At 46.6% G+C, this 12716-nt stretch carries 11 protein-coding genes and 1 pseudogene; 3 read left to right on the plus strand and 9 right to left on the minus strand.

The genetic code is table 11. The features are described 5' to 3' along the window. Positions 1-41 precede the first annotated feature (41 nt). A complete protein-coding gene (rnhB, locus tag IL_RS08535) occupies positions 42-716 on the minus strand; it encodes a ribonuclease HII (RefSeq protein WP_016341365.1) in 675 nt (224 codons plus the stop codon). Here rnhB and IL_RS08545 point away from each other — a divergent pair. After that, positions 708-2280, plus strand: a pseudogene (locus IL_RS08545) (AbgT family transporter). The gene rnhB and the pseudogene IL_RS08545 sit on opposite strands and share 9 nt — an antisense overlap. A gap of 41 nt (positions 2281-2321) precedes the next feature. On the opposite strand, the gene IL_RS08550 reads toward IL_RS08545, so the two are convergent. Both IL_RS08550 and IL_RS08555 read right to left on the minus strand, forming a co-directional pair. After that, a complete protein-coding gene (locus tag IL_RS08550; RefSeq protein ID WP_011234909.1) occupies positions 2322-3617 on the minus strand; it encodes a methyl-accepting chemotaxis protein in 1296 nt (431 codons plus the stop codon). A 142-nt stretch (positions 3618-3759) separates the two neighbouring features. Then, positions 3760-4173 (minus strand): VOC family protein, encoded by a 414-nt coding sequence (locus IL_RS08555; protein ID WP_011234910.1) that lies wholly within the window; start codon positions 4171-4173, stop codon positions 3760-3762. 70 nt (positions 4174-4243) lie between these two features. Between IL_RS08555 and IL_RS08560 the strand changes: the two genes are divergently transcribed. Both IL_RS08560 and IL_RS08565 read left to right on the plus strand, forming a co-directional pair. Beyond that, complete coding sequence (locus IL_RS08560; protein WP_011234911.1) at positions 4244-4657, plus strand: DUF3293 domain-containing protein; 414 nt, start codon at positions 4244-4246, stop codon at positions 4655-4657. A 60-nt stretch (positions 4658-4717) separates the two neighbouring features. Beyond that, positions 4718-5578 carry a DMT family transporter gene (locus IL_RS08565; protein ID WP_227016315.1) on the plus strand — a complete coding sequence of 287 codons (861 nt, stop codon included), beginning with the start codon at positions 4718-4720 and terminating at the stop codon, positions 5576-5578. Here IL_RS08565 and IL_RS08570 read toward each other — a convergent pair. The 6 genes from IL_RS08570 to IL_RS08595 all read right to left on the minus strand — a co-directional run bounded on the left by IL_RS08570 (position 5568) and on the right by IL_RS08595 (position 12664). Then, positions 5568-6623 carry an endonuclease/exonuclease/phosphatase family protein gene (locus IL_RS08570; RefSeq protein ID WP_011234913.1) on the minus strand — a complete coding sequence of 352 codons (1056 nt, stop codon included), beginning with the start codon at positions 6621-6623 and terminating at the stop codon, positions 5568-5570. The genes IL_RS08565 and IL_RS08570 overlap by 11 nt on opposite strands. Positions 6624-6997: 374 nt before the next feature. Further along, on the minus strand, positions 6998-8575 hold the full coding sequence (locus tag IL_RS08575) for a dihydrolipoyllysine-residue acetyltransferase (RefSeq protein WP_011234914.1): 1578 nt from the start codon (positions 8573-8575) through the stop codon (positions 6998-7000). A 12-nt stretch (positions 8576-8587) separates the two neighbouring features. Then, positions 8588-9565: an alpha-ketoacid dehydrogenase subunit beta gene (locus IL_RS08580; protein ID WP_011234915.1), complete on the minus strand. Its 978-nt coding sequence runs from the start codon at positions 9563-9565 to the stop codon at positions 8588-8590. Then, complete coding sequence (locus tag IL_RS08585) at positions 9565-10752, minus strand: thiamine pyrophosphate-dependent dehydrogenase E1 component subunit alpha (RefSeq protein ID WP_011234916.1); 1188 nt, start codon at positions 10750-10752, stop codon at positions 9565-9567. The genes IL_RS08580 and IL_RS08585 overlap by 1 nt, the downstream gene beginning before the upstream one ends. A gap of 157 nt (positions 10753-10909) precedes the next feature. Next, entirely contained in the window at positions 10910-11941 is a 1032-nt protein-coding gene (gene astE, locus IL_RS08590) for a succinylglutamate desuccinylase (RefSeq protein WP_011234917.1), read from the minus strand. Between the two features lie 12 nt (positions 11942-11953). Next, complete coding sequence (locus tag IL_RS08595) at positions 11954-12664, minus strand: DUF599 domain-containing protein (RefSeq protein WP_011234918.1); 711 nt, start codon at positions 12662-12664, stop codon at positions 11954-11956. Positions 12665-12716 lie beyond the last annotated feature (52 nt).

A 12716-nucleotide genomic window follows, 5' to 3' on the forward strand; every position in this document is an offset into this window, starting at 1 on the left:
CTTAGTGAATAGGCCGTTATTGTATGAATTTTCGGGTTAAATCACAAGTTAGCAAGGAGCCGCTTAACCGGGTTAAAACCTTTACGGTGTATAGGACAAGGCCCGTGTTTTTCCAATAACTCCAAGTGTTTGGGAGTACCATAAGCCTTGTGTTTATCGAATTCATACTGTGGGTACAATTCATGCCACTTTAGCATCTGTCTGTCCCGCTCCACTTTCGCTAAAATTGAAGCAGCAGCAATGCATTGTTCGCTGGCATCGCCGCCAACAATGGCTTTTGCCGGAACCTTCAACTCCGGAACCCGGTTACCGTCCACCAGCACCATATCGGGTTTTACCGGAAGCGCTTCCACAGCTCGCTGCATGGCTTTCATCGACGCCCAGAGAATATTAATGGCTTCTATTTCGTCGGGGTCAGACTGAGCAATAGCCCAGTAAAGTGCCTTTTCTTTTATTTCCAGACTCAGTTTTTCACGCTTCTTCTCGCTCAGTTTTTTTGAGTCGTTAAGCCCTTCAATGGGATTGTCCGGATCTAAAATGACAGCCGCTGCCACAACCGGCCCGGCAATAGGCCCACGACCCGCTTCATCTGTACCACAAATCATTGACACTTTTTCACCTTGTTCGCTTTGTTCCACCTTACAATAATGGTTATGATACCTGCGCATAATAATTAGACCAATAAAATAACAACCAGGGGTTTCACCATGGCTCAATCTCCACAACCAGACCGTTCGCAAAAGGATAAGCCAGACAGTCTGTTAAATCGCCTTCTAGATGGCGTTGAAAAGGTCGGTAATAAACTGCCCGATCCGGCCGTCATGTTCTTTGGCTTATTAATCATTGTCTGGGTAATGTCGTGGCTGTTGTCCGGCGTGAGTTTTGATGAGAAACACCCGCTTACGGGTGACTCTATTGGCGTAATCAACTTATTAAGCGGCACCGAATTTGCGGCTTTTCTTGCCAATATGGTTGATACCTTTATGGGTTTTGCGCCCCCTGGGGGTTGTGCTGGTCGCTATGCTGGGTGTCGGTGTAGCCGAACGCTCGGGCTTTATTAATGTTGCCATAAAACTCATGTTGAACGTTACGCCGAAAATGTTGCTGACGCCGGTTTTGATTCTGGTTGCTATAGTCAGTCATACGGCAGTTGATGCCGGCTACGTTCTGGTTATTCCTTTAGGCGGTGTTATTTTCTACGCGGCCGGCAGACATCCGCTGGCGGGTATTGCTGCAGCCTTTGCTGGTGTTTCCGGCGGCTTCAGTGCCAACTTCGTACCTTCGGCAATAGACCCATTACTGCAGGGCTTTACTGAAAGTGCCGCGCAAATTATTGACGCCGACATGCAGTTGAATCCGCTGAACAACTATTACTTTACAGCCGCTTCGTCAATTGTCGTCGTTGCTATTGGCTGGTTCCTGACGGACAAAGTGGTTGAGCCCCGTTTACGTGGTGCCGAAATTGATGGTGACGCCGAAGATATGCCTGCGCTAGACGAAGTCTCCCCACGTGACCGCAAAGCGTTTTATGCTGGTGTAATCACCATGGCCGTAGGTTTGACTCTGTTATATTTCTCAGCAACGGCTGAAAATACTCCTTTGGCTGACCCGACAACCGGTGAATTGGCATCTTACTCAGCACCTCTTATGGGTATGATTGTACCGCTCATTTTCTTGCTGTTTATTATTCCGGGCATTGTTCACGGCTATGTTTCCGGTAACTTTACCAACTCGCAGGACGTTATCGGCGCAATGACTAAGTCAATGGAAGGCATGGCCTACTATATGGTTATGGCGTTCTTCTGTGCCTTATTCATAAAAGCGTTCGGAGACTCACAACTCGGCACGTTAATTTCCGTAAAAGGGGCTAACTTCCTGGCCAGCTTAGAGCTGTCCGGTGGAGTCACTATGGTGGGAATTGTGTTTCTGGTAGCTTTCATTAACTTATTTGTGGGTTCAGCATCGGCAAAATGGGCACTAATATCCCCTATTTTCGTTCCTATGCTAATGCAGTTAGGCTATTCACCCGACTTAACTCAGGCGGCGTATCGTGTAGGTGATTCATCCAGTAATATTATTACGCCGTTGTTGCCTTACTTCCCGCTGGTCGTTCTTTATTGTCAGCGTTATGTTAAAGGCACAGGTATAGGTACTTTAGTGGCAATGATGCTGCCCTATACTGTAGCGCTCTTAATACTATGGTCTGCCTTCCTTATTCTCTACTGGACTCTTGGCTTTCCTCTGGGTATCCAGGCAAATTACGTTTACCCTGCGGGCTAAATATCTGAATTTAAACTCGTATGAAAAACCAGTGAGTCACCTTAAGAAAGGTGGCTCACTGCATTTACGACATTCGTCGCACCTTCGTCTATCTCTTCTATCAAGTTTTTCACTTTTTCAATTTGCTCTTTGCTCAGTTCTGCCATCTTTTGAATATCATCTATCGATGTCGATATCGCATGCGAGACTTCAGAGCTGCGTTCCATAACTCCGGAAATTTGACTGGTTGCCTGTGTCGTCCGTGACGCTAAGTTTCTTACTTCATCTGCAACAACGGCGAATCCCCGTCCGTGTTCTCCGGCTCTGGCCGCCTCAATAGCTGCGTTCAACGCCAATAAATTCGTTTGGTCTGCCAGACCATTAATCGTTTTCACAATATCCTCGATATTGCGAGCCTGCTCATGAAGCTGTTCAATAACTTCATCTGTTTTATTACTTTTAGACAAAATCTCATTCGAGGTTTCTACAGAAACCTCTATCGAGGCTTTTCCATCTCTGACAATAGCAGCCGTTTGCTTTGAGGTAGAATAAGCCACTGCAGCAGCTTCCGCAGTTTGCTGAGCTTTCACCACGCTGGCCGTTACGTCACTGGCGAATTTAATAACTTTTGTCACCTGCCCATTCTCATCAAAAATGGGGTTGTAGCTGGCTTCAAGCCAAATCGCCTCTCCATGCTTACTCAGCCGTTTAAATTGCCCTGTTTTAAACTGGCCGTTACTCAGTTCTTTCCAAAAGCTGGGGTTTTCATCATAAAACGCCTGTTCACAAAACATGCTGTGATGGCGCCCTTTAATTTCATCTGCACGGTAACCTATTGTGTCTAAAAAGTTCTTATTGGCACGAATAATCTCGCCCGATGGAGAAAACTCTATTGTTGCCATAGACTTATCAATTGCAGTACTAACAGCGACCTGATGTTCTAACTCCAGAACTTCGCGAGTCACATCTTTCGCTATTTTAGTTATATATTCGACCAGCCCCTCCGAGTTTTTAATCGGAAAATAAGAAGCCTCCAGCCAGACAACATCGCCATTATTACGGAATCGCTTAAAACGGCCATGGTGAGACTGCCCCTGAGCCAATTGCTTCCAAAAGTTCTGGTACTCTGCGCTTGTCGCATAGTTGTTATCGCAAAAGATTTTATGGTGCTTGGACACTATCTCGTCAAGCCGATAACCCATGGTTTCCAAAAACAGGTTATTGGCATTTAAGATGTCACCTTGAGGGGTAAAATCAATTCGGGCGATATTACCGTCAATGGCGTTTATCAGTTGCTCGTATTCACTCAGCTCTTTACTGGTTTGTGCAAGCTGATACTTCTTTTTTGAGCCAAACATGGGGCTTTCCTACTCATAATAAATATTATGAGTAGATACGCTCAGCAAAATGATTCAGGATCATTTGTGAGCGTTTTATTGAGTGGAAATTCAGATAAATTGAAATATATCAATGACTCGCTGATGGGATTTCTTACTTCTGCTAAGCACTCCAGGCAGGATTCCAGGTTACTTCCCAAATATGTCCGTCTGGATCTTTGAAGAAACCACCGTAGCCACCCCAAAACAAGTCCTTTGCGGGTTTAAGAATATCGGCCCCTGCCCGTTCGGCTTCCACCATAACGTCGTCAACCGCAGTGCGCGACTTGACGTTATGGCTTAACAACACTTCATTTGCTGCACGAGCAACTTCAACGCCCATTTCTGCAGCAATACTCTTACGTGGCCATAAAGCCAGTCTGAGCCCACTGGGTAGCTTAAAGAACACGACAGCACCATGCTCAAACTCTTCACCAATAATGCCATCGGTTTCCCAACCCAGGCCGTCCTGATAAAACGCCAATGAACGTTTCAGATCATCAACACCTAAAGTGATCACACTAATACTGGGGTTCATAGAACATCTTCACGGTTAACGCTAAACTCTTGCTATGTACTCTACATAGCATCGATACTCGGGTCAAAGCATGGATAAAGAGCTGCTAAACAACTATAAAAATACGGATTATTGGTTCGCAGTTGGGAAAAAGGCAATCACTTTGACTATAGGTCAAAAGAATAATGACTTTGACCGTTTATGCGAGCGCCTTGGTCAAACTACAGGCACCTTTATCACAGCCTTTAACCCACAAAGCCAACTGCTTACAAAGAGCGAAAATAAAAGCAGAAACGAGCAATTAGTGACTCGTTTAGAACAAATGAATGAAATTCACTGTTTTTCAGGAGAAGGTCAGGACCGCGACAAGCAATGGCCGCCGGAAGCCAGTTTTATGGTCTTAGGCCTCAAGAAAAAAACAGCCATTGACCTGGCACGAGAGTACCAGCAAAATGCGCTGGTCTGGATTGAATACCAACAAGCTGCAGTACTCATCGACGTATGAGTTAAGGGGTCACCATGCCATCACACCATAGCCGCTGATAAACAAGCCTTTATTTATGCGATCATCGCCGTACTTTTATGGTCAACGGTGGCTACCGCATTCAAAATAACCCTGCAGTACATGACCCCATTGCAGATGGTTACTGCTGCCAGTAGTGTTTCTTTTGTCATTTTAGGCCTGGTCTGCCTTATTCAGAAAAAGACCGGTGAACTGATACTTGAGCTACGTAAAATGCCCTTGTATTACCTGCTCATGGGACTTATTAATCCGCTTATTTACTATCTGGTGCTTTTTCAGGCATATAAACTGCTGCCAGCCTCCGAAGCTCAACCACTTAATTACACCTGGGCCATTGCCCTTAGCATTATGGCCGCTCTGTTTTTAAAACAAAGCATACGCCGTCGCGACTGGGTAGCCTGCGCCTTAGGTTATTTTGGAGTGCTGGTTATTGCCACACGAGGTAATGTGCTGGAGCTTAGTTTCAGCGACCCCTGGGGCGTTACACTGGCGTTAATTTCCACTTTCTTGTGGGCTGGCTACTGGATCCTGAATACACGCCGTAACGCCGACTCTGTTGTTAGCTTAGTACTTTCTTTCGGCTTAGCCTTACCCATACTTATTGTCGCCAGCTTCATATGGAGTGACTGGTCTGCAATACCCTGGCAAGGCTGGGCAGCGGTAAGCTACGTAGGCTTATTTGAAATGGGAATAACCTTCCTATTCTGGTTGAAAGCCATGAAAACAGCCACCAATACGGCACTTATCAGCAACTTAATTTTTATTTCGCCCTTTATCTCGCTGTTGCTGCTCTCGGTCGTGATTGGCGAAACCATTTATCCAAGTACGCTAGTTGGGCTTATGCTTATTATTTTCGGACTGTTAGTTCAACGTATTCACTTTCGGCGTAAGCTTAAGCCATAGCCTTATTCACAATCTCATCAGCGGCTTCTTTGTCATCTTTATCCGGCGACGGACCATCGCCGGCACCATTTTCTCCCGGTGCTAAAGCAAGCTCTGTCAGTAATGGAAAATGATCTGACCCAAAACCCGGTAGGCGAGTCATTGAAACCAGAGCAAAATGGTGGCTGTGGAATATATGATCCAGCGGCCAGCGGGCAAACCAGTACTCCGCATGGAAAGTATTAAACATACCACGCCCGATACGGGGGTCTAACAAGCCACTAAGCTTGCGGAAAAGAAGCGTCGTGCGCGACCAGGCAACATCGTTCAAATCTCCAGTGACTATAGTCGGATATTTCTCCGGCTCAACCCGACGAGCAACCAGCACCAGTTCAGCATCCCGCTCTGCCGACTCTTCATTTTCAGAAGGGCTGGGTGGCGCAGGGTGCACAAAATGCGCTTTTACTTTCTGTCCACAAGGCAGCTCAATAAAACAATGTACCGACGGTTTATCGTCTTCAACCAGATATTCAACACTGACATCAGACAAAGCATAACGAGAATACACATGCATGCCGTAGAGGTTATCTAAAGGTACCTTTACCGTATGCGGATAATCCGATTCAATCGCATCCAGCTTCTCCTGCCACCAGTCATCAGACTCAAGTGTGACCAGCACATCTGGCGTAAAATCATGAACAAGCTTTAGCAAGCCATCACTATTATGGTTAGGAGTAAGAACATTCGCGGTCATAATGCGCAAGCGCCCGTTAGCATTACCCGGCCGGACAGCTTCAACTTCCTTAGGAAAGAAAAAGGTATAAGGCACAACCCACCAGAGCTGACAGACCAGACAACCAATAATCAGACCCAGCGTTACCGCGTTAATTGAATTCCAGTCGCGTATAACAACCAACCCTACTATGAGAAGGGCAGCTAATAACACCGACAGCTGCAAACGCGGAAAATCCAAACCACGTATCCACCAAACTTGCGCTCGGGACAATGGCGCCAGGGTAAGCACCAACAGTAATACCGCTAAGGAAAGATAAATGACTTCAAACATGCTGACTCTCAATACTTCTCAGATAAGAAAACAATAGCACAGCTGCAAAGGATAAGGTGAAAGGAAGTGTTAACGCTCCTACGGATAGAGCGCTCCGCTTGGAGTCAAAACCCTCTGCTCATTACAGCTCCCGGCGGGACTTAGTGAAGCGGTAAGAGTTAAGGCCCTCTACTACAGGAGTGTCGAAGGCCATGGATGGCCTTCGTCAAGCCCTCATGGATGAGCTCGTCGCGTCTCCTGTAGTAGAGGGTCTTAACTCCTAGCGAAACTAAAAGTCCCCCGGGAGCTGTGTGACGCCAAGGATGGCGTCACCCAAGCCCCCAAGGATGGGTTTACGGCGTGTTCCGAAGCTTTATCTAACTCTTTGTTTCTGACTAGACCATGTTAACCAGCATGCTGGTTGGGTCTTCGAGGTATTCCTGCCAGAGTTTGTTGAAACGGGCAATGGTGCCGCCATCGATAATACGATGGTCGCCTGACCAGCTTACCGTCATTATTTTACGGGCTACCACGTTACCGTTGGCATCAAAGCGCGGCAGTTCCTGCACCTTACCTAAAGCGACAATCGCGGCTTCAGGTTTATTGATGATAGGAGTTGCCACCGTACCGCCAATAACACCAATGTTTGAAATGCTGATGGTACCGCCTTTCATATCGGCTTGTGGCAACTTACCTTCACGCGATGCCTGAGTCAGACGAGTGACCTCATTGGCTACATCAATGATGCTTTTGTTTTGTACCTGTTTTACGTTAGGTACTAACAGGCCAATCTTGGTGTCAACGGCCATGCCAATGTTGTGATCATCAAAATAAGTGATCTCAGTACAGTCTTCATTCACCTGTGCATTCATCACAGGGAATTCTTTCAGTGCCAGCGAAAGAGCTTTGATAAAGAATGGCATAACAGTTAAACGAATACCCTTCTCTTTGTATTGCTCTTTTAGCTTTTCACGCAATGCGATTAAGTCAGTAACATCGAACTCATCGGCGTAAGTGAAATGTGGAATCGTACTGACCGAGCTCATCATCTGCTTAGCCATAGCCGCTTTCACACCACGGATAGCTTCAGTACGAGTACCACCGCTAGTAGCCGCGGCTTTCTGCGGTTGCTGGCTATCGCTTGATGCGGCTGACTTCTGCTCACCCGATTTAAAGGCTTCAATATCTTTCTTCAGAACCCGGCCTTTTTTACCTGAACCTGGTACTTCAGCAATGTTAATATCGCTCTCACGTGCCAGACGACGCACAGCCGGGCTGGCAATAGCTTTGCCCTGACGCGCCTTCGCGGGTGGCTCCGCTTCTGCTTTGGAATCCGATGGCGAAGTCTTAGCGTCGGGGTCAACATGGCTCTGTGGAGCATTTGAACCAGATGACTGAACGCCACCCGCTGGCTGCAGTGCAAACAGCGGTTTATGTACTTCCGCGATATCACCTTTTTTGTGATACAACTTAACCACAGTACCGTCGTCTTTAGCCGGAATTTCAACCGTAGCTTTGTCCGTCATGACTTCAACAACCGGCTGATCTTCTTTCACTTCGTCGCCTTCAGACACCAGCCATTCAACGATTTCGCACTCAACAATACCTTCGCCAATATCAGGCAAAATAAAGTCAGTTGTATCACCGCTGCTTGAGGTTTGTTCTTCCTCTGTTTTCGGTTCTTCTTTTTTAGTCGGCTCGCTTTCTTTAGCAGGCGCCTCATCAGAAGAGCCGTCAGCTGGCTTTATCGCAAATAACGGTTCGTGAACCTTGGCAATATCACCTTTCTGGTAATACAGTTTTTCCACAATGCCGTCGTCTTTGGCCGGGATCTCAACCATAGCTTTGTCGGTCATAACCTCAACTACGGGTTGGTCTTCTTTAACTTCGTCACCTTCGGCAACCAGCCACTCAACGATTTCGCACTCTACGATCCCTTCGCCGATATCGGGCAGAATAAAGTCTTTACTCATGTCGATGGGTCCTTAGTAGTTCATTGAGCGTTTGATCGCTTCATAAATCTTCAAGTGATCAGCCATGTACTCTTTTTCGTGACACAGCGGATACGGTACGTCGATACCGCACACTCGACCAATTGGCGATTCCAGATACAGGAAGCATTTGTCCTGAACTGTTGCTGCAATTTCGCTGGCGAAGCCACCGGTAATAGGTGCTTCCTGAGTGATCACCAAACGACCGGTTTTTAAAACCGATTCTGTAACGGTTTCAACATCCCATGGAGAAATAGTACGCAAATCAATGACTTCGCACGAAACGCCGTCTTCTTCAGATTTTTCCACCGCTTTTTCAATCATTTCCATCTGCGCGCCCCAGCCAAGAACGGTAATATCTTTACCTTCTTTGACCACGTCAGCTTTGCCTAATGGAATGGTGTATTCTTCTTCCGGAACATCGCCTGTTGACGCGCGGTACAACCGCTTAGGCTCCATGAACAACACCGGGTTTTTGTCAAAAATAGCGCTTAGCAATAACCCTTTGGCCTCGTACGGGTTACGCGGGGTCACAATTTTAATGCCCGGCGTGTGGGCAAAGTAGGCTTCCGGAGACTGTGAGTGATAATGACCACCGGCGATACCGCCACCGTACGGAGTACGAATGGTTAAACCACCCACATTGAACTCATTACCTGAACGATAACGGAACTTGGCCGTCTCGTTCACTATTTGGTCAAACGCCGGGAAAATGTAGTCCCCGAACTGAATTTCGGCAATGGCATAACTGCCTTGTGACGCCAGGCCATTAGCAAAACCAATAATACCCTGCTCAACCAGTGGGGTATTAAAGTTACGATGCTTGCCGTATTTTTCAGTCAAGCCGGAAGTGGCGCGGAATACACCACCAAAACCACCGGTATCTTCACCAAAGCTGTATACGTTGTCATGCTTAGCCATCGCCAGGTCTAGCGCGCTGTTGATGGCCTGTAATAAATTCATTTTAGCCATTAGTCCAGTCTCCCCGACGTTTTACTATAGGCATCCGGGTATTTACGGATGTGCTCTTTCAACTCGTCTAACTGCTCTTTCAGCATGTCAGTCGGTTCGTCGTAAACATCATTGATCAGCTCATCAATGTGCGGGACCGGCACTTTTTCTGACTCTTTTAACGCCGCCAGAACTTTCGCCTTCACTTCAGCGTGATGCTCTTCAACGTGGTCTTTATCCAACCAGCCTTCATCCGTCATCCACTTTTGTAAACGCTCAAGCGGATCTTTCGCCTGCCAACCAGCTTCTTCATCACGCGTACGGTAACCAGTAGGGTCATCCGAAGTCGAGTGACCAGACATGCGATAAGACATGGCTTCAATTAAAACAGGTTCGTTTTCTTCTACAGCCAGACGACGAGCTTCCTGTGTCGCTTTTAGTACAGCGAAAACGTCGTTACCGTCAATACGTATGGTTTTCATACCATAGCCGATACCACGCGGGGCAATACCGTCACCAGCATACTGTTCGCCTTGCGCCGGTGTAGAAATAGCGTAGCCATTATTACGGCAGAAGAAGATGACCGGCACTTTATAAACCGATGCCATGTTCAAGGCGGCGTGGAAGTCACCTTCAGAGGCAGCACCTTCACCAAAGTAACAGATAGTGCACTTCTCGGTTTTATCCATTTTCTGACCAAACGCATAACCTGTTGCCTGTGGAATCTGTGTTCCCAACGGCGAAGAAATGGTCATAAAGTTTAAGTCAGCGCAACCGTAGTGAACCGGCATCTGACGGCCTTTACCTAAGTCTTTTTCGTTCGAAAACAGCTGATTCATAAACTGTTCAACGGTAAAACCACGGTAAGCTAATGCGCCCTGCTCACGGTATTGACCCATGATCATATCACCAGCATCCAGCGCGGCGGCAGACGCCACACTCTCGGCTTCCTCACCTCGTGAGGCCAGGTAAAAACTGATACGGCCCTGGCGCTGTGCGGCGATCATGCGTTCATCGAGAATACGGATAAATTGCATGGTGTCGTGAATTTTCACGATCAGCTCTTTATCGTACTCCGGCATATCCGCATCTTTATGAAAACTGCCATCTTCTTTTAAGATTTGCAGCATTGGAATTGTGACTGAGTCTTTATCAAACCATTTCGGTTTCGTCACAATTTCTGTGTCGTGTTTTTTATCCTTGACCATAACCTTCTCTTTCGGTTTTAAGCTGGGTTGGAAATTGCCGCTACTTTACCTTTACGTAAAGTGACATGCAAACCACACCCTAATGAAAACTGAGTGCGCTAAGTGTAAATAGAAACGAACAGTCTTAACAAAGTTCGGCAACTTAGGCTCAATAATTTCAGACTAAATCGAGCGACTCTGTGGGTACTCTAACCACAGTTAATAACGCCCGGTGCCCCAGCGCCACTTTGGCATTAGGGAAAATAATATGTTCACCATCATGCTGCGCGTAACATGCCTTGTCACCATCCCAGGCCAGTAGCTCCCCTTTATTAAAAGAGGTGAAGTTAGCCACATCATCCGCAAAGTTTAGCTCAAAGTCAGGTTGTGTGCGGTTAATGGTTTGCGCTTCTTTGAACACATAGTGTTGTTCTGGTTCAAAGGGACCAAAATCCAGCTCAGTTTGCGAAATTAAGTCGCGCAAGGTGGTTTCCGCTGCGGCAAACTTAGCCCTGTCATTTTCGCCAAATGGACGGACTTTACCCAGCTCAACGGTAAATGCATGAGCATTAAACTGACGTGCGCTAAAATACGAAAATGTCGTTGTCGGTGCCTGGTTCAATAATACCGTATCCACACCACAAGCCAGCAAAAACTGAAGCTGTTGGCGACTGTAAGGTGCGCCGTGAGTAAACGGATAAACGGCAAATTTCTCGCGTTTAGAGTCACGGATGGCAGTATGTAAGTCGTAATGAAAACGTTCGCGGGAACCTTCCGGAGCCGATTGGTAGAAGCGCTCTACATAGTTTTCCATCTTTGCTGCACGCTCGCGTTCTTTATTTTGCGTACTGCCTTTACCATGCTCGCCACTAAACAGGCGGTTCATATTTTCTTCAACAAACCGCTCGCCTTTGTTTATTGAGGCCGGATTTGCAATTAAAAACAGCGTTCGGTGCGTTACTGTCTGCTTTTCATCAATAATGTCATTAATGATATCCCGGCATATTTCAATAGGAGCCGTTTCATTGCCATGCACTGCACAGGATAACACAACATCCTTGTGTCCCGGGCTAGCCGGTGAAACTTCTAACACACCGCTATCCCAGACCGACAGTTTTGTGCCATTGCTCAATGTTAAGTTATAACTCTCGTCACAACCCCACTCATGTTCACGAGTCCAGGCCAGAAAATCAGAAAATACCTTATTCACAACCTTCTCCTATTATTTTTTTCCCGGCACATAGCCTTTCGTTGCCAACAATTCACGTAACACCCGTGAACGATATTCACGACGATAAAGCACGGCGACGACCACAGCGCTTGAAGCAATTAAGATGACGGGATGCAGAAACCAGGATAAATATGCCAAAGCAAAATAATATGTACGCAGACCCTTATTGTACTCATGTCCGGACTGATCCAGTACTTTTGCCGCGTGCATAGCAAAACGCCGACGCTCTTCTTCTGGTTTATTGCCCTGATGATACTCAACAGAAGCTCCCAGAAGAACAGACACAAAACCGAACTGACGAATAGACCAGGTAAACTTAAAAAAGGCGTAGATAAAGATAATGGCTAACACCGACAGCTTGAACTGCACCAAAATAGAACTGGTATCTGGACTCATCGGAATTTCATTTAGCACTAACACCACTTCATCGGCATGCGCTAAGACCGTAATAACACCAGCCAGAACTAAAATGGTAGAGGAGGCGAAAAAGGTGACAGTTCTCTCGACATTGCCAATAAGTGACGCGTCAGCAACTTGATTTTCTTTGTGCATGACAGTGGTAAACCAGTCAATTCTTAACGAGCACAGAATACTCGACAAACAATGCGTGGTTCGGGCTCGTTTGCGGGCAAACAATGAATAGCCTATCCAGCAGAAAAAGAAAAATAGCAATGCGGCAAGATCAAGAAGCGACAGCAACATGTCAGGGTTTCCTCTGGAGTGTTCGGTTATTAATAATTTAACAGTTTAGAGT

It is taken from the genome of Idiomarina loihiensis L2TR, assembly GCF_000008465.1.
Classification (GTDB): domain Bacteria; phylum Pseudomonadota; class Gammaproteobacteria; order Enterobacterales; family Alteromonadaceae; genus Idiomarina; species Idiomarina loihiensis.

Bases quoted from the DNA above. Each gene is read 5' to 3' on its own strand.
- IL_RS08560 (WP_011234911.1), top strand. From the start codon at position 4,244: ATGGATAAAGAGCTGCTAAACAACTATAAAAATACGGATTATTGGTTC.
- IL_RS08585 (WP_011234916.1), bottom strand. From the start codon at position 10,752: ATGGTCAAGGATAAAAAACACGACACAGAAATTGTGACGAAACCGAAA.
- IL_RS08550 (WP_011234909.1), bottom strand. From the start codon at position 3,617: ATGTTTGGCTCAAAAAAGAAGTATCAGCTTGCACAAACCAGTAAAGAG.
- IL_RS08555 (WP_011234910.1), bottom strand. From the start codon at position 4,173: ATGAACCCCAGTATTAGTGTGATCACTTTAGGTGTTGATGATCTGAAA.
- IL_RS08570 (WP_011234913.1), bottom strand. From the start codon at position 6,623: ATGTTTGAAGTCATTTATCTTTCCTTAGCGGTATTACTGTTGGTGCTT.
- IL_RS08575 (WP_011234914.1), bottom strand. From the start codon at position 8,575: ATGAGTAAAGACTTTATTCTGCCCGATATCGGCGAAGGGATCGTAGAG.
- IL_RS08595 (WP_011234918.1), bottom strand. From the start codon at position 12,664: ATGTTGCTGTCGCTTCTTGATCTTGCCGCATTGCTATTTTTCTTTTTC.
- IL_RS08580 (WP_011234915.1), bottom strand. From the start codon at position 9,565: ATGGCTAAAATGAATTTATTACAGGCCATCAACAGCGCGCTAGACCTG.